Origin of the sequence: Nonomuraea sp. NPDC049152, from assembly GCF_040648355.1 — a bacterium.
Taxonomy (GTDB): domain Bacteria; phylum Actinomycetota; class Actinomycetes; order Streptosporangiales; family Streptosporangiaceae; genus Nonomuraea.
This window is the reverse complement of record NZ_JBEZDO010000004.1, coordinates 142,174-158,228: the sequence shown is the minus strand read 5'-3', so window position 1 is coordinate 158,228 and position 16,055 is coordinate 142,174. Positions and strand designations below refer to the sequence as shown.

The following is a 16,055-nucleotide window of genomic DNA, read 5'->3' as shown; positions in this document are numbered from 1 at the left end:
CGTCAGCGCCACCTGGCGGGGAAGGCGGCCGAGACGAGCAGCAGGGCGCCGACCACCAGCGACAATCCCGTCACTCCCGCCACCACGCCGGGGGCCTCGGCCGTGCCGGTGAGCGACTCCATCGGCGGCAGCGCGCCCACCACGGGCGTCGCGGCCCACGGAGCGACGGCGAACAGCGCGCCGAGCACGGCCATCGGCAGCCCGCACACCAGCGCCGCGAGCGGCGAGAGCCACGGGCCGTGGGCCAGCACGGCGATGACGGCGACGACCGCCGCCAGGCAGCCCGCCCCGCGAAGGTCCGGCTGCTGCAGCGCGTAGCAGGAGCGCAGCCCCACCGCGCCCGCCTCGGTCAGGTAGTGGACAACGGGCAGCGCGGCCAGCCCGATCACCGCTCCGATCACATGACGCACCCTCCGAGGTTAGGGTCGGATCATGAACAGCGGAACGGGACCAGGAGCCATAACCCCCGATGGATCGCCGGTCGAGTTCTACACCCTGCTGCCTCCGGGCGAAGAGGCGGAGATCATCGGCGGGGCGGTGCCGGCGGGCGGCAGCATCCTGGAGCTGGGGTCCGGCGTCGGCAGGGTCACCCACCCGCTCGTCGCGGCGGGCTTCCAGGTGGTGGCCGTCGACGAGTCGGCCGAGATGCTCGCGCACGTGCGGGGCGTGCGGGCCGTCCACGGCAGAGCGCAGGAGCTGGCCCTCGACCGGCGTTTCGACGCGGTGGTCCTGGGCTCCTACCTGATCAACATCCCCGACGAGGGGCTGCGTCACGACCTTCTGGCCGCCTGCGCGCGACACGTCGCTGCCGGCGAGGCGGTGCTCATCCAATGGCAGCCGCCCGAGGCGCACGCCCGGTGGGCGGTGGGCAGGGGCCGTGAGGACGACGGCATCGGGATCATGATGACGGAGCTGGAAGAGGTCGCGCCGGGGACCTACGCCGCCACCATGCGCTACACGGCGGGCGAACGGGTGTGGACCCAGTCGTTCCTGTCGCAGCGGCTCACCGTGGAGGAGTTGGCGGCGGAGCTGGAGCGCGAGGGGCTCGCGCTCGACGGCTTCCTGACCGAGGACCGCACGTGGGCGCGGGCCGTACCGGCATGACGGGGGCCGACTTCCTGCGGAGCGTCGCCGACGGCACCGTGGAGTCCTCCCCTCATCTGGCGCACCTGGGGTTACGGCTGGTCAGCGTCGATCCCGGCAGGGTCGAGCTGGTCTGGCTGCCGGGGCCCGAGCTGACCAACAGGTCGGGCGTGGTGCACGGCGGCTACATCGCGACCGCGCTCGACGACGCTTGCGGCATGTCCAGCGGGAGTGCCGCCGAGCGGCCCACGCTGCACCTCACGATGAACCTCAACGTGGACTACCTGCGTCCGGTCCAGGCCGGGGAGGTCTACACGGTGGTCGGCTCCGTCACCCATCGAGGCAGGACACGCGTCCTGACGCTCGCGACCGTCACCGACGCGACGGGGCGGTTGTGCGCGCAGGCCACCGCCAGCCTCACCCCCAACCGGCACACCACCCCCGGCTGAGCGTCCGGCCGCTTTTTCCCACACGCTCCCCTCGGGCCGCGAACCACGGGTGGCGGGCCATTCGATCTGTCGGAGCAGGGCGGTAGTCTGCCGCACCAGGACCGCGATCGGAGGTGGACTGTGGCGCCCGAGGTGCCAGGCTACGAGGTGCTCGGCTTACTCGGCCAGGGCGGCTTCGGCGTCGTCTACCAGGCCAGGCAGCTGGCGGTGGGCAGGGAGGTGGCGCTCAAGGTCGACAGCAGGGTGCTGGTCTCCGAGCGCGACCAGCGGCGCTTCATGCGCGAGGTCACCTCGGCGGGCGCCCTGTCGGGGCATCCGCACGTGGCCGCCGTCTACGACGCGGGGGTGCTGCGCGACGGCAGGCCGTACATGGTGCTGGAGCTGTGCCCCGGCGGGTCGCTGTCCGATCGGATGCGGGCGGGCCTGCTGCCCGTGGCGGAGGTGCGCGACGTCGGCGTCAGGATCGCCGACGCGCTGGCGGCGGCACATGCGGCCGGGGTGCTGCACCGCGACGTCAAACCGGCCAACATCCTGATCAACCGCTACGGCCACGTGGTGCTGTCCGACTTCGGGCTCGCGACCATGCCCGAGCCGGGGGCCGAGGTGTCGGTGACGCGGGAGTCGCTGACGCCCGCCTACGCGCCGCCCGAGGCGTTCGAGCTGACCGAGCCGAGCGCGGCGGGCGACGTCTACTCGCTGGCCGCCACCCTCTACGCGCTGCTGTCGGGGCGTCCGCCGCGCTTTCCCGAGTCCGGGGTGGCGAACCTGGCGGTGATCATGGCGCTGCACCGGCAGCCCGTGCCCGAGATTCCCGGCGTGCCCGCGGCCTTCACCGAGGTGCTGCGGCGGGCGCTGGCGACCGATCCGGCCCTGCGCACCCCCTCGGCCGCCGCCTTCCGCGACGCCCTCGCCGCCCTGCCGCCCGACGCCTTCCTGGGCAGCGGCGCGTACGGGTCGCCGGAGGAGCCGGGGAGATGGGGCACGTCGCTGTCCTCGCAGGGCGGGGGCCCGCCGCTCGCCGGCTCGGGAGCGGGCCTGCCCGGGTTCGGCGGCCCGCAGAGCGGATGGCCGCCCGCGCCCACAGGTCCGCAGGGCGGATGGTCGGCGGCCCAGACGGGAGCGGGGCAGGCCGCGGCATGGTCGCACGCGCCCACCGGACCCGGCTCCGCGGGTCCAGGCCATGCGGGCCCCGGTCTTGCGGGCCCCGGTCATGCGAAGGCGCCGGTGGGTGGGTGGGGGGCCGCGCCGACCGGTCCAGGGCAGGGGCTCGGGCAGCCGGGTGGATGGGCCGGAGCGCCGGGCGGCGACCTGCACGGGGCGGGGACCGCGCTGTCGAGGAGGGCCGCGACGCGCGGCTACGCCGCCGCCTCCGCGCTGTTCGCCGTGATGATCGCCGTCGGGCTCGTGCTGATGATGCTCGAGGGCCGGTGAAGACCGTGCCCGACGACCTCGACACCCTCGAACGCCGCATCGATGGGCTGCGCACCCGCGTCCGCGCCGCCGTGCGGGACAGGGACCTCTCCCTCGCCCGCGAGCTGCGCGGCGAGCTGCGCAAGGCGGAGCGGGCATGGGATCTCCAGGTCAGCAGCCCGCCGGAGCCCCGGGGCGAGACGGCCGTCAGGCAGCAGGGCAGGGCCAGGACGGGCCCGCCGGTGCGGGAGCGGGTGCGCGACGCGCTCGGCCTGCTCCAGGTGCCCGCCGCGGGCAGGCTGGTGGTGAGCGTCTACGAGGCGTTCTTCTCCGAGTCGCTGAAGAGCTCCCAGCTCAGCACGCTCAGGCGCGACGAGGAGCGGACCTTTCGCCGCTCGCCGTACGGCAGGCCGCACTACGTGTGCGCGGCGCTCACCGACCGGCTCACCCCCTCGCGCGGGCTGCTCGCGGTGAGCACCTGGCCGCAGGAGCGGAGGGTGGTGGGGCCGCGCAGCCCGCGGGTCGACTTCCTCCTGTCGACCATGCGGGTGGCCGCGCGGGTCGGCGAGCTGGACGAGCCGTCGGAGAAGGCCTGGCGGCTGCTGGCCAGGATGGCGCGCAACGTGCCGGAGGCGGGCGGCGGGTTCGGCGAGCCGGAGCCCGACGTAGTGGTCATGGCGGCGGAGGCGGAGCTGGCCGTGCACCTGGAGGCCGACACGCGGGAACGCGCCGAGCTGGCCGAACGCGCCGGACGGCAGCTTGATGAGGCCGGTCGGCTGTTCGGCGCCACTACGCTGAGCGAGATCGCGAGGAAGGCGGCGTGCGCGTGAGACGGGCACGACCTGGCAGAGGAGCGGAGGCATGAGCGGGTGAACGGGCTCGACGCGCTGAGAGGCACCACCCCCGCCAAACCCCACGACGCCAGGGCCATCGCCGCGCTGGCCGCCAATCCCGGCTGCGCGCGCAGGGCGCTGATGGACGGCGCGGGTGTCGACAAGGACAGGGCTGCCAGGCATCTGGGCTTCCCCGCGCCCTTCGGACAGTCGCCTTTCGCGATCACCAGGGGCAACTCGTTCGAGGCGCTGGTGAAGGCCGACGGTTGCGCGGAGCTGCTGCGGATGCTGCGCGAGCTGCTGCGGCTGCCGATCGACGAGGTGGCCTACCAGGACGTGCACAACGTCGGCGCGCACCTGCGCCACGCGCACACCAGGGCGCTGTTCGACAGGGCGGCGCGGGAGGAGCAGGGCACGCTCTACGACCATCCGCTGCTCAGCCTGCGCATCGCGGGGCACACCGCCTACCTGGAGCCGGACGTGGTGGCCTTCCAGCGCGGCAGGCAGTTCCACATCGTGGAGATCAAGTCGTTCGCGGTGATCGACGGCCAGGCCGACCCCGCCGCGGTCGCGGCGGCGGCCAGGCAGGCGGCGGTGTACGTGCTGGCGCTGCGCACGCTGCTGGAGGAGCTGGGCCACGACCCCCTGCGGGTCGCCCACGACGTGGTGCTCGTCTGCCCGGAGAACTTCGCCAACCGGCCGATGGCGACGCTGGTCGACGTGCGCAGGCAGCTCGCGGTGCTGAAACGGCAGCTGGCCAGGATGACCTCCATCGACCGGTTGCTCGCTGAGCTGCCCGACGGCGTCACCTTCGACCTGCGGCCCGACGAGGAGGGGGTGCCGACCAGGCCGGCCGCCGAGCTGGCGGAGGCGCTGCACCAGGTCGCCGCCCGCTACGCGCCCGACTGCCTGTCCACCTGCGACCTGTGCTTCTTCTGCCGCGACGAGGCCCGCCGCGACGGCTCGTCGGACCTGCTCGGACGGCAGGTGCGCGACGCGCTCGGCGGGGTGGCGACGGTTGAGGAGGCGCTGGCCCTGGCCGAAGGACGCAGGGAGCCCGCCCCTGGGCAGGAGGAGATCGCCCGCCTGCTCAGAGACGCCGAACGGCTGCGCAGGGAGTGCCTGGCGTGAGCATCCTGACCTCGCTGGCCCGGCTGAGGGCTCTCCAGGAGGGGGTGGCGCAGCCGGCGGCCACCGTGCGCCACTGCCACCTGGGCGAGCGTCCGATGGTGTTCGTCCCGCTCAAGCTGTCGGGTGAGGCGGCGGCTCCGCTGGCGGCGATGCTCGGCACCGACCGCGACGCCCCCGAGCTGCTCGTGGTGGCCCAGCCGCGCAACAGGGACCTGCGGTTCGCGTTCATGGCCGAGCTCGCGGGGGTGCTGCTGCCGTACGTCGAGGGCTTCGCGACGCACACCGAGACGGTCGAGAGGAAGAACGCCGACCCCTACGAGCGGGCGCTCGACGCTCCGCAGCTGGTGCTGCCCAACCCGGCGGGCGTGGCGTTCACCAGGCTGCTCGGCCGTTCGACGAGGTTCCGCAGGACCGACGGGCCCTATCCGGTGCCTGAGGAGGTGCCGCTGCTGGGCAGGTGGCTGACCTACTTCGCCGAGCGGGCCGCCCATCCCGGCTCGTCGCTGACGTTGACCGCCACCGAGGAGCTCGGCCGCCACTGGGCCAGCGGGCAGAGCGGTCTTGAGGACGCCAACCTGGCCGCGCTGCTCGGCTGGATCACTCCTCCGCGGGGGCTGAGCGGCCCCGAAGCGGCCGAGGAGGCGGAGGACCCGCTGATCTGGCCGCCCGCCGGGCCCGCCACCGATCCCGGCTTCGACGCCGAGGTGCTCGCGCCCGCGATCGACGGCGGCACCGTCGAACGCGTCACCGAGGCGCTCCGCACCCAGCTCGCGCCGACGTGGGAGCTGCTGTGGCAGGCCATCGACCTGCTGAGGGAGCTGCCCGAGGGGGCGAGCGTGGCGACGCGGTGGGAGGGCGACAGGGGCTCCTTCAGCGCGATGGCCCAGCAGATCTCCGAGGGCGCGCCGCCGCAGGCCCGCCGTGACGGCGCGGTCGCCGCGGCCGCGCGCCTGTCCAGGATGGAGCGGGCGCAGGCGGCCTTCGAGGTGCAGCGCGCCTACGACGATCCGCTGATCATGGCCGAGTACCGGCTGACGGGCGAGGCGTTCGCGGGCGAGGTCATCGAGACCGATCCCGAGCACACCGAGGGCGAGGGCCGCTCCCGCAAGCTGCGCCCGGTCGTCCTGATCAAGACCGACGACCCGGTACGGCTGCAGCCCGGCGCCGTGCTCGGCACCCCCGACCGCCGCGGGCAGGCGGCCGAGCTGGTCGAGGTGCACGAGGGCCTGGTCACCCTGAAGATCACCAAGGGCATGGGCAGAGGCAGAACCCCCGCCCCCGGCTCGGTGCCCGAGCCGGGAGAGCGGGTCTGCTACACCTCGCTGACCGACGACTTCCAGGGTTCGGCGACGCTGCCCGACAGGGAGGCCACCCCGTGGACCCACGGCGGCCCTCCCCAGGAGTACGTCCCGAGCGACGAGGACGCCCAGGAGGAGTGGGCATGAGCCCCGAAGAGGTCATCCAGGCCGTGCTCGCCGACCTGCCCAGGCACAGGGGCGTGGTCGTCGACTCCCCTCCTGGCGCGGGCAAGTCCACCCTGGTCGTGCGGGCGGCCGCGCACCTGGCGGAGACCGGCGAGCCGCTGATGATCGTGGCGCAGACCAACGAGCAGGTCGACGACCTGATCGAGCGCATCGCCGACAAGCACCCCGACCTGGCGGTGGGCCGGCTCTCGGCCTCCGGCTACGTGCCGCCGCTGCGGCTGCTGGAGATCCCGAGCGTCACGGTCGGCACCAGGATCCAGGACCTCAACGACCCGGCCATCGTGATCGCCACCGCCGACAAGTGGGCGTGGATCAGCGGCCGCACCTGGCCGTGGGCGATCGTGGACGAGGCCTACCAGATGCGCTCGGACAAGCTGCTGCGCATCGCCGGGCTGTTCGAGCGGGCGCTGTTCGTGGGCGACCCCGGGCAGCTCGATCCCTTCTCCATCGTGGAGGCCGACAGGTGGGCGGGCCTGTCGTGGGATCCGCTGCAGAGCGCCGTGTCCGTGCTGCTGCGCCACAACCCCGACCTGCCCGTGCACCGGCTACCGGTGTCGTGGCGGCTGCCGGCATCGGCCGCGCCGGTGGTGTCGCAGGCGTTCTACCCGTTCACCGGTTTCAGGGCGGGCACGGGGCCCGGCGAGCGCGCGATGGAGCTCACCACGAAGGGCATGGGCACGGTGCACGACCGCGCGCTGGAGGAGGCCGCGCGGACAGGGTGGTCGCTGCTGGAGCTGCCCAGCCGCCACACGGTCCGCACCGACGCCGAGGCCGTGCGGGCGGTGGCGCTGCTGGCGACCAGACTGCTGCAGCGCGGTGGTGTGACGGTCTCGGAGAAGGGCGAGCGGCCGGTGACGGCCGACAGGATCGCGGTCGGCGCCGCGCACCGCGACCAGGTGGCGGCGATCAGGAACGCGGGCGTGCCGCCCGAGATCACGGTCGACACCGCCAACCGGCTGCAGGGCAGGGAGTACGACGTGACGGTGGTGCTGCACCCGCTGTCGGGCCGCAGGGACGCCACCGCCTTCCACCTGGAGTCCGGGCGGCTGTGCGTGCTGGCCTCGCGGCACCGCCACGCCTGCGTGGTGGTGGCGAGGGCGGGCATTCCCGAGCTGCTCGACGCCCATCCCTCGGCCGAGACGGTGCAGCTCGGCGTACCCGTGAAGTTCCCCGACGGCTGGGAGGCGAACCAGTCCGTCCTGGAGCACCTGGCGAGGCACCGGATCCGCGACGGCGACTGAGATCTCCGCGCTCGGCGGTGCCCGCCGCGTGGGCGACGGGCTAGATCCGCCTGCGCCAGACGTCGAACACGAGGACGGGGCGCATGCCCGCGGAGGTGTACAGGCCGAGGGCGGGCGTGGTGTTGTTCGCGTCGACCTGCAGCAGCGTTCCCCTCCGCCCGCGGGCGGCGTCGGCGGCGAAGGCCGTACGCAGCAGGAAGCGGCCCAGGCCGCGCCCGCGGAAGGCGGGCAGGGTGGCCAGGGTGAAGACGTAGCCGCGGTTCTCGTCCTCGGCGAAGTGGTCGGTGCCCACCAGCAGCGCGGCAGGCTCGCCGTCGACGCGGGCGACGAGCACCTGCGACCAGTCCGTGGCGGCCGAGGCGGCCTTGCGGTCCAGCCACTCCTCGTACGGCAGCGGCACGAAGCCGAAATGGTCGGCGAACCCCTCCTGGTGGATGCGGTGCGCCGCGCGCCTGAGCTCGTCGGTCAGCGCGGGGTGGAGGGTGAGTCCCTCGGGCGGCTCGGGCGTCTCGACGGGCCCGTCGAAGTCGATGCCGAGCCGGTGGAAGCTGGTGGCGGCCTCGAACCCGAGCCCCTTGGCCAGCGCCTGCTTGTCCTCGTCGGAGCGGTAGATGCCGATGTCGAGCGTGACGCCCTCGTGGCCGCGCTCGACGGCGAGCCGGCGGGAGCGTTCCACGACGGCCGCCCATAGCTCCTCGCTCACCCCGTCGCCGGTGCCGGGCCTGACGACGACCTCGACGTCGACCTGGTCGCTGTCGCCCTTGGGGAGAACCCACGCCCAGCCGTTCGGTGTGCCCGTGTCGTCCTCGGCCAGCCACGCGTCCCGCTCGGTGTCGAGTTCGCCGAGCTCGTCGGCGATGTCGGCGAGCGTGATGTCGGGGACGCCGATGACGGAGATGTCGTAGGCGGCGACGAGTTCGTGCACGGCGGCGGCGTCCGCCGGTCGCGGGCGGCGGACGGTGTGGCGATCCATGGCGACGATTGTCCACATTCGCCGGGACTTGCGCCTCTGGTTTTTCCGCTCACCGCGCCGTGCGGGGATAACGGGTGTCGTGGGCTCCCCCGTAGAGCACCACGACGGTGTAGACGGCGGTCGCCTCGCCCGCGTTGCGGTAGGCGTGCGGCCGGTCGCCGCGCAGGGAGAGGGCGTCGAGGGCGGAGACGGTGAAGGTGGCGCCGCCGACGTCGATGTGCAGCGTGCCCTCGGTGACGTGGATGAGCTCCCTCGTGCCCGTCGGGTGCCCGCTGTCGTCGATCTGGTCGCCCGGGTGCAGCGTGTGCTCCCACAGTTCATGGCGGCCGTCGGCGAGCAGCAGCGCGGCGGTGCTGCGGCCGTGGCGGGAGACGGCGGCGTCGGCGCGCCTGGCGAGGGTGCCGAGCTGGGTGGGCGTCTCGACCAGTTCGCTGATGGGGAGGTCGAGCGCGCCGCACAGGCGGGCCAGGGTCGCCACGCTGGGGTGCGTGCGGGCGGTCTCGATCTGGTGGATCATGCCGCGGCTCACGCCGCTGGCCGCGGCGAGGTCGTCCAGACGCCAGCCGCGAGCCGCGCGGGCCGCGCGCAGGTTGGCGGCCAGCGTCCTGCCGACCTCTTCGACCACGTCCACGACGCACTCCACTATGACAAAATAGTGTGATTGACGTCCTGAATACTATGACGGCATGACATGGTCTGGTAGATACGACGCAGTGTTGTTCGACCTGGACGGCGTGCTGGTCGACTCGTTGGACGTGATCGAACGCATCCTGCGGGAGTGGGCGCAGGGGCACGGTCTGGACGCCGGCAGGGCGGTGGAGCTGTCGCACGGCCGCCGCGACATCGATCTGATCGGGCTGCTGGCGCCGCACCTGGACGCCGAGGCCGAGACGGCTCGCATCGTCGAAAGGGAGGAGCACGACACCGCGGGACTGCGGGCCATGCCAGGGGCCGCCGACGCGCTTGCCGCCGTGCCGGCCAAGGCGTGGGCGGTGGTGACCTCGGGGACGCGCGCGGTGGCCGCCGCCCGGCTGTCGGCCGCGGGGCTGCCCGCGCCGGCGTTGCTGCTCGGCGCCGAGGACGTGCCGTGGGGCAAGCCCGACCCGACCGGGTACCTGTGGGCGGCTCGGCTGCTCGGGGTCGAGGCCCCGCGCTGCCTGGTCGTCGAGGACGCCGAAGCGGGGGCGAGGGCTGCGGGCGCGGCGGGCATGGACTGCCTGGGTGTGGGCCCCGCCCTGGCCGATCGCCCCGATCTGGTCCGCGCGCACGTGCCCGATCTGAGCCACGTGCGCATCTCCGCCGAAGGCGGCTCGGTGACCGTCGGTAGGCTGGGCTCGTGCTGATCCGCCCCGCCACCGCCGGCGACCTGCCGGCCGTGGCCGCCGTCTACGCCCACTACGTCGACACCAGCGTCGTCACCTTCGACGAGATCGCGCCAGAGCTGCCCTTCTGGGAGGCCAGGCTGCGGAAGCTCGGCGAGCGCGACCTGCCGTTCCTGGTGGCCGACGCGGACGGCGAGGTGGCGGGCTACGCCTTCGCGAGCCAGTGGCGGCCCAAGCCCGCCTACCGCCACACCGTGGAGGACACCATCTACCTGGCGCCGGGCCGTACCGGACAGGGCCTGGGCAGGGCCCTGCTCGGTGAGCTGCTGCCGCGCTGCGCTAAGGCGGGGGCGCGGCAGGTGGTGGCGGTGATCGCCGACACCGGTCAGGACGCCTCGGCGGCGTTGCACCGGGCGTTCGGCTTCACCTCCGCCGGGCGACTGACCGGGGTCGGCTTCAAGCTCGGCCGCTGGGTGGACACCGAGCTGATGCAGCTCGACCTCACCCGCTAGGGATCAGTCGAGGACCGCGGCCTGGAGCTTGGCCTCGTCCTCGGCGGCGGGGCCGCCGCGCAGCGGGATCTCCTTGATGAAGGCGGCCAGGACGGGTACCACGATCGCGAACAGGATCGCCCACCAGAAGATGCCGGAGATGGCGTCCGCCAGCGTCTCGAGGAAGCCGGTGCGCACCTGTGCCGGCATCTGGCCGAGGGAGGCGGCGTCCATCCTGCCGCCGCCGTTGACGATCTTGTCGGCGGCCTGGGCGCCGAACTTGTCCGTCAGCCCGGACAGCAGCTGGTTGTTGAAGATGGCGCCGAACAGCGAGACGCCGAACGAGCCGCCGATGGAGCGGAAGAAGGTCGAGGCGCTGCTGGAGACGCCCAGGTCCTTCTGCTCGACGCTGTTCTGCGCGATCAGCATCGTGGTCTGCATGAGGAAGCCCATGCCGAGGCCGAGGACGGCGATGAACACGCCGGTCTGCCAGGAGGGGGTGTCGACGCCCATCATCGACAGCAGGAACATGCCGAGCGCCATGACCACCCCGCCGAGCACGGGGTAGACCTTGTACTTGCCGGTGTTGGTGATCGCCTTGCCGACGAACAGCGACACGACCATCGCCGCGCCCATCATGGGCAGCAGCAGCAGGCCCGAGTTGGTGGCCGAGGCGCCCTGCACGGTCTGCTGGTAGAGCGGCAGGAAGTTGATCGCGCCGAACATCGCGAAGCCGAGCAGGAAGCCGACCGCCGAGATGAGCGTGAAGTTGCGGTTGCGGAACAGCTGGAGCGGCATGATCGGCTCGGCGGCGCGCCGCTCGACGGGGATGAAGGCGGCGATGGAGACCACGGCGAGCGCGGCGAGGCCGAGGATCTGCGGCGAGCCCCACTCGTACTCGTTGCCGCCCCAGGTGGTGATGAGAACGAGGGCGGTGATGCCGACCGACAGCAGGACGGCGCCGAGCCAGTCGATGCGGGCCTCGGAGCGGTGCTTGGGCAACTTGAGCTTGAGGGCGAGCAGGACGAGCGCGATGGCGCCGACGGGCAGATTGACGTAGAAGGCCCAGCGCCAGTCGAGGTGGTCGGTGATGAAGCCGCCGACGAGCGGGCCCGCGATCATGGCGAGGGACATGACGCCCGCCATGATGCCCTGGTACTGGCCGCGCTCGCGGGGCGGGACCAGGTCGCCGATGATGGCCATCGCGTTGACCATGAGGCCGCCCGCACCCAGGCCCTGCACCGCGCGGAAGGCGATGAGCTCGCCCATGCCGTCGGCCGGGCCGCCCAGCATCGACGAGCCCGCCATCCCGCACAGCACCGACCCGACCATGAAGATGATGATCGAGGCCATGAAGATGCTCTTGCGGCCGTAGAGGTCGCCGATCTTGCCCCAGATGGGGGTCGAGACCGTCGTTCCCAGCACGTACGCGGTAACCACCCATGACAGGTGCGTCAGTCCGCCCAGTTCCTCGACGATACGGGGCATCGCAGTGCCCACGATCATGTTGTCGAGCATCGCCAGCACCATCGCGAGCATCAGGCCCGGCAGTACCGCCATGACCTCCCGCCGTCGCTCCACGGAATCTCCCCGATCTTGACGTCTCACTTACTTGCCGACCGGCAAGCTCACGCTAAGCTAGAGTCTTACTTGCCGGCCGTCAAGTGAAATTGGACCGAAATGCGAGAAGACACACGGGCGAAGATCCAGGAGATCGCGCTCAGGCTCTTCACCGAGCAGGGCTACGAGGCGACCTCCCTGCGTGAGATCGCCGAGGAGCTCGGCGTGACGAAGGCGGCCCTCTACTACCACTTCAAGACCAAGGACGACATCGTCGCCAGCCTGGCCGCCGACAGGATCGCCGAGCAGGACGAGATCCTCGCCTGGCTGCGCTCCCAGCCGAAGACCGCCGAGACCCGCAAAGAGCTCCTCCTGCGCTACGCCGACCAGCTCGAGCGGTCGCACCACGACCTCGGCCGCTTCCTCGAGCGCAACCAGACCTCGCTGCGCGACCACCCGACCATCAAGGCGATGCGCACGCGGATGCTGGAGGTGGCCGAGGAGCTCAGCGCTCCCGACGACCCCGTCGGCCTACGGCTGCGCCGCTCGATGGCGCTGTTCGCTCTCCACTGGGGGATGTGGCTGACCCAGCAGTACGACATCACCGACGAGGAGCGGCGCGAGGTCTCCAGAAGCGTTGCGCTGGAGATTCTCGAAGACCCCTGCGGCGATTGAGACGCATCTCTCGGGGCACGGGCCATGCCATGACAGGGAAAGAGGAGATCACACGAGTCAAGGAGCTCATCGACGGGCTCTACACCGGCCAGGAACGGCTCAGCCGCCTGGAGATCACCGAGCGTATGACGGCCGCGGAGCTGCCCGCCGACCTGATGGTCTACTTCGATCGGCTGCCCGACGGGGACTACGACGAGGAAGAGCTCGTCGAGGCCCTCAACCAGATGATCACAGACAGGGGCGAGGAGCACGCGGTCGGCCACATCCCCGAGATCTAGGAGGCAGCAGTGGAGGCAACCATCGCACTTCGGCTGCCCAGGGACGCCGCGAGCGTACCGGTGATCAGGCAGACGCTCGACGGCACCCTGCGCTCGCTTCATGTCGTGCAGCCGATCAGGGACGACATCCAGCTCATGCTCAGTGAGGCCTGCGCCAACGTGATCAAGCACGCGGTGCCGAGCGACGAGTACACGGTCAGCGCGGGGGTCTATCACGACCGCTGCGTCATCAGGGTGGTCGACACCGGCGAGGGGTTCGACCCTCGCAGCGTGGCTGAGCCGAGTCCCGGCGCCGAACACGGCCGCGGCCTGCAGATCATGCGGGCGCTGGCCGACGACGTGCGCTTCACCCAGCGCCGGGAGCACGGCACCATCGTCAGCCTGGAGAAGAAACTGCGCTTCGAGAACGGGACTCCTTCGCCGACACCGCGGCCATGAGAGCGAGGATCACCAGGACGACGACGGAAATGGCGACCAGTGCGAGGGCGACCAGCCCGAGGATGATCGCCAGCGAGGCGGCCAGGCTGAGCAGTGTCCACAACATGACGTAGGCGCTGCCCGGTATCGACTAGCTCATGCAGCTATCTAGAGAAGTGTCGTTTCCGGGCGACCTGTCCAGGTCGATCCCACCTTGGACTCAGCCCAGCCGGCCTGGGAGCAGGTCGAGGCGGCGCAGGATGACACCCTCGCGCAGCGCCCACGGGCACACGTCGAGCCTGTCGATCTCGAACAGGTCCATGGTGGCGTCGGCCACGATGGCCCCCGCCGCGAGCTGGGCGGCGCGGCCCTCGGAGACGCCCGGCAGCCCGGCCCGCTCCGCGGCGCCCATCTTCGTCAGCTTCACCGCCCACTCGGCCAGGGCGGCCCTGGTCAGCGAGCGCGACACGTACGGGCCGTCACTGGAGGGCGGGGCTCCGGCGATCCTGGCCAGCTGCTTGAAGGTCTTGGAGGTGGCGACGGCGGCGTGCGGCACGCCGTACTTGACGACGTCGCCGACCCTCCGGGCGATCTCGGCACGCACATGCTTGCGCAGCTTGCGCACCTCGTCGGACGAGGGCGGGTCGGCGGTGAACCAGTCACGGGTCAGCCGCCCCGCGCCCAGCGGCAGGGAGGCGGCCCCGTCGGGCTCCTCGTCCATGCCCGCGGCGATCTCCAGCGACCCGCCGCCGATGTCGAGGGTGAGCAACCTGCCCGACGACCAGCCGAACCAGCGGCGCGCGGCCAGGAACGTCAGCCTCGCCTCCTCCTGGCCCGACAGGACCTTGATGTCCACTCCGCAACTGGCGTTGATCCGGGCCACCACGTCCTCGCCGTTGGCGGCCTCCCTGACGGCCGAGGTGGCGAAGGCCATGAAGTCCTCGACGCCCTTGTCCTCGGCGATCTGCAACGCCTCGGCGACGAACGCGCCCAACCGCTCGATGCCCCTCTTCGACAGGTGATCGCCGTCCTCGATGTGCTCCGAGAGGCGCAGCTCTTCCTTGTGGGAATAGGCGGGGATGGGCCGGGCTCCCCTGTGCGCGTCCACAACGAGCAGGTGAACGGTATTGGAGCCTATGTCCAGAACGCCGAGTCGCATGGGCGAAACGCTATCGTTCGCGCGGCCGTACGGTGAACCGGAGCCTGAAGTGGTCGAGCAGGGGCGGCTTCCCGATCACCCTGACCTCTCGCTCCCTGAGGATCTCCTCGAGCACGCGCGTCGCCGTGAGCATCACCAGCCCCTCCCCCGGGCATCTCGCCGGCCCGTCGCTGAAGGGCACCTGGTCGATGAAAGACGTGACGACCGCGACCATGCTGCCCGCGGGCACGGTGACCCCGCGCCACGTCGTGGGCGCCGTGGTGTCGCGCAGGATGGCCAGCGTCGTGGGCCAGCGCCGCAGCGACTCCAGCAGCGCCGCGCGCAGGCGTTCGGCGTCGTTGGGCCCTTCCTGGCCGGCCAGCAAGGCCAGCGCCCGCCATGCCGCGATGCCGGCGGCGTCGTAGGCGAACAGCCACTGCGGCGCCTGGCCTTCGGGATGCACGGCGGGATCGGCGCGCGTCTGGGCCAGCACGCCGGCCAGGCTGTCCTCCTCCGCCCTGCTCAGGTGCGCCTCCAGCCGCCGCTGGAAGGCCCCCCGCGCGTCGGTGCGGCGCGCCACCAGGTAGGACCAGTTGGCGTCGCCGCGCAGCCGGTCCAGCAGCAGGGTGAGCTGCTCGTCGTCGCGGGCCGAGTCGCCGAGCACGACGCGCCTGGCGATCCGCCAGTGCGCCGCGTGGAACTCGGGCCAGGAGATCACTCCCCGCGTGGGCAGCGTCGCCACCTCGTCGGCGACCTTCGTGCGCACGGCCTCGGCGATCCTGTCGGGCCTGAGCACCTCCTCGTTGAAGGCGCGTCGCTGGGCGCGCAGCTCGGGGTCCCTGGTGATGAGGACGGCGTCGAGCTCGAAGTGGCCGAGCGCCCCCTGCTTCTCCCTGTTGGCAGGGGTGAACTCGGCGCCGTGCAGCGTCCGCCGTACGTCGTCGCCGGTCAGCGGGATCACCGCCCAGCCGCGCAGGGGGATCCGCACCAGCAGGGGTCCGCCGTCGTGGCGCTCGCGCAGCCTGGCCAGCAGCCGGTTGGCCCGCTGGTCGGCCCTGGCCATGGCGGCGAGCCGGACGCCGAGCGGGCGCCGCAGGATGACGCCCTGGACGACGATCGGCAGCGCCACCTCCGCGGCGAGCCGCAGCGTCTCCCAGGGCGAGGTCCTGCCGAGCGTCCTACCGCGCCGCATTCGAAGCGGCCTGGTGGGCCGGAGGGCGGGATGGTGGTTGCCCTCGGGGTCGAAGTCGGGCATTCCGACGGCTCTGTCGCGCAGGCGCAGCAGGGCGATCCTGCGCTCGCCCGCCTTGATGGCGAGCACGTCCCGGGTGAGCCGGTGCGCGGTGAGCCTGAGCTTGCCGTGCCGGTGCCGGTAGCCGCCGGGCAGCGCCAGATCGAGGTCGTGTCCTTCGGCTCCGTCGAGGATCCGCACGAGCGACTTCTGGCCTGCCAGCCGGACGACGGCCTCGCGCGGGCCCGCGTCGAGGGCGGGCACGCCGAGCGGCGGATGCTCCAGGACCTCCAGCGTCGCGGTAAACAGGTCGCCCTGGGTGATTGTCGGCATATCTGG

Annotated in this window: 18 protein-coding genes; 12 read left to right on the top strand and 6 right to left on the bottom strand. The window is 72.2% G+C overall.

Annotation, left to right across the window (positions count from 1 at the left end; genetic code table 11):
• Positions 1-2: 2 nt before the first annotated feature.
• On the bottom strand, positions 3-410 hold the full coding sequence (locus AB0B45_RS09590; protein ID WP_358127838.1) for a hypothetical protein: 408 nt from the start codon (positions 408-410) through the stop codon (positions 3-5).
• 22 nt (positions 411-432) lie between these two features.
• Here AB0B45_RS09590 and AB0B45_RS09585 point away from each other — a divergent pair, with 22 nt between their 5' ends.
• The 7 genes from AB0B45_RS09585 (at position 433) to AB0B45_RS09555 (ending at position 7,631) form a co-directional block, all read left to right on the top strand.
• Positions 433-1,104: a class I SAM-dependent methyltransferase gene (locus tag AB0B45_RS09585; RefSeq protein ID WP_358127837.1), complete on the top strand. Its 672-nt coding sequence runs from the start codon at positions 433-435 to the stop codon at positions 1,102-1,104.
• The gene (locus tag AB0B45_RS09580) at positions 1,080-1,532 is read left to right on the top strand and encodes a PaaI family thioesterase (protein ID WP_358127835.1); all 453 of its coding nucleotides are present in this window, start codon (positions 1,080-1,082) and stop codon (positions 1,530-1,532) included. The genes AB0B45_RS09585 and AB0B45_RS09580 overlap by 25 nt, the downstream gene beginning before the upstream one ends.
• A 120-nt stretch (positions 1,533-1,652) precedes the next feature.
• Complete coding sequence (locus AB0B45_RS09575; protein WP_358127833.1) at positions 1,653-2,963, top strand: serine/threonine-protein kinase; 1,311 nt, start codon at positions 1,653-1,655, stop codon at positions 2,961-2,963.
• Positions 2,960-3,772, top strand: a complete 813-nt coding sequence (locus AB0B45_RS09570) for a hypothetical protein (RefSeq protein WP_358127831.1) — start codon at positions 2,960-2,962, stop codon at positions 3,770-3,772. Before AB0B45_RS09575 ends, AB0B45_RS09570 begins: the two co-directional genes overlap by 4 nt.
• Positions 3,773-3,811: 39 nt before the next feature.
• Positions 3,812-4,906 (top strand): hypothetical protein, encoded by a 1,095-nt coding sequence (locus AB0B45_RS09565; protein ID WP_358127829.1) that lies wholly within the window; start codon positions 3,812-3,814, stop codon positions 4,904-4,906.
• Positions 4,903-6,351 carry a hypothetical protein gene (locus AB0B45_RS09560; protein ID WP_358127827.1) on the top strand — a complete coding sequence of 483 codons (1,449 nt, stop codon included), beginning with the start codon at positions 4,903-4,905 and terminating at the stop codon, positions 6,349-6,351. Before AB0B45_RS09565 ends, AB0B45_RS09560 begins: the two co-directional genes overlap by 4 nt.
• A complete protein-coding gene (locus AB0B45_RS09555; protein ID WP_358127825.1) occupies positions 6,348-7,631 on the top strand; it encodes an AAA family ATPase in 1,284 nt (427 codons plus the stop codon). Before AB0B45_RS09560 ends, AB0B45_RS09555 begins: the two co-directional genes overlap by 4 nt.
• A 40-nt stretch (positions 7,632-7,671) precedes the next feature.
• Here AB0B45_RS09555 and AB0B45_RS09550 read toward each other — a convergent pair whose 3' ends face one another.
• Both AB0B45_RS09550 and AB0B45_RS09545 read right to left on the bottom strand, forming a co-directional pair.
• Positions 7,672-8,604: an N-acetyltransferase gene (locus tag AB0B45_RS09550; RefSeq protein ID WP_358127824.1), complete on the bottom strand. Its 933-nt coding sequence runs from the start codon at positions 8,602-8,604 to the stop codon at positions 7,672-7,674.
• Positions 8,605-8,653: 49 nt separating this feature from the next.
• Positions 8,654-9,235: an XRE family transcriptional regulator gene (locus AB0B45_RS09545; protein WP_358127822.1), complete on the bottom strand. Its 582-nt coding sequence runs from the start codon at positions 9,233-9,235 to the stop codon at positions 8,654-8,656.
• Positions 9,236-9,290: 55 nt separating this feature from the next.
• Between AB0B45_RS09545 and AB0B45_RS09540 the strand changes: the two genes are divergently transcribed.
• Both AB0B45_RS09540 and AB0B45_RS09535 read left to right on the top strand, forming a co-directional pair.
• Positions 9,291-9,947 (top strand): HAD-IA family hydrolase, encoded by a 657-nt coding sequence (locus tag AB0B45_RS09540; RefSeq protein WP_358127820.1) that lies wholly within the window; start codon positions 9,291-9,293, stop codon positions 9,945-9,947.
• Positions 9,941-10,438, top strand: a complete 498-nt coding sequence (locus AB0B45_RS09535) for an N-acetyltransferase family protein (protein ID WP_358127819.1) — start codon at positions 9,941-9,943, stop codon at positions 10,436-10,438. Before AB0B45_RS09540 ends, AB0B45_RS09535 begins: the two co-directional genes overlap by 7 nt.
• A gap of 3 nt (positions 10,439-10,441) precedes the next feature.
• Here AB0B45_RS09535 and AB0B45_RS09530 read toward each other — a convergent pair whose 3' ends face one another.
• Positions 10,442-11,998, bottom strand: coding sequence for an MDR family MFS transporter (locus tag AB0B45_RS09530; protein WP_358127817.1), 1,557 nt, complete (start codon positions 11,996-11,998; stop codon positions 10,442-10,444).
• Positions 11,999-12,097: 99 nt separating this feature from the next.
• Here AB0B45_RS09530 and AB0B45_RS09525 point away from each other — a divergent pair, with 99 nt between their 5' ends.
• Genes AB0B45_RS09525 through AB0B45_RS09515 form a run of 3 tightly spaced genes read left to right on the top strand, consistent with a single transcriptional unit; the run spans position 12,098 to position 13,368 of the window.
• Entirely contained in the window at positions 12,098-12,652 is a 555-nt protein-coding gene (locus AB0B45_RS09525; protein WP_358127815.1) for a helix-turn-helix domain-containing protein, read from the top strand.
• A 29-nt stretch (positions 12,653-12,681) separates the two neighbouring features.
• Positions 12,682-12,930, top strand: a complete 249-nt coding sequence (locus AB0B45_RS09520; RefSeq protein WP_358127813.1) for a hypothetical protein — start codon at positions 12,682-12,684, stop codon at positions 12,928-12,930.
• Between the two features lie 9 nt (positions 12,931-12,939).
• A complete protein-coding gene (locus tag AB0B45_RS09515; protein WP_358127811.1) occupies positions 12,940-13,368 on the top strand; it encodes an ATP-binding protein in 429 nt (142 codons plus the stop codon).
• A 199-nt stretch (positions 13,369-13,567) separates the two neighbouring features.
• On the opposite strand, the gene AB0B45_RS09510 is transcribed toward AB0B45_RS09515, so the two are convergent.
• The gene (locus AB0B45_RS09510; RefSeq protein ID WP_358127809.1) at positions 13,568-14,506 is read right to left on the bottom strand and encodes a Ppx/GppA phosphatase family protein; all 939 of its coding nucleotides are present in this window, start codon (positions 14,504-14,506) and stop codon (positions 13,568-13,570) included.
• Positions 14,507-14,516: 10 nt separating this feature from the next.
• On the bottom strand, positions 14,517-16,049 hold the full coding sequence (locus AB0B45_RS09505) for a hypothetical protein (RefSeq protein ID WP_358127807.1): 1,533 nt from the start codon (positions 16,047-16,049) through the stop codon (positions 14,517-14,519).
• Between the last annotated feature and the right edge of the window lie 6 nt (positions 16,050-16,055).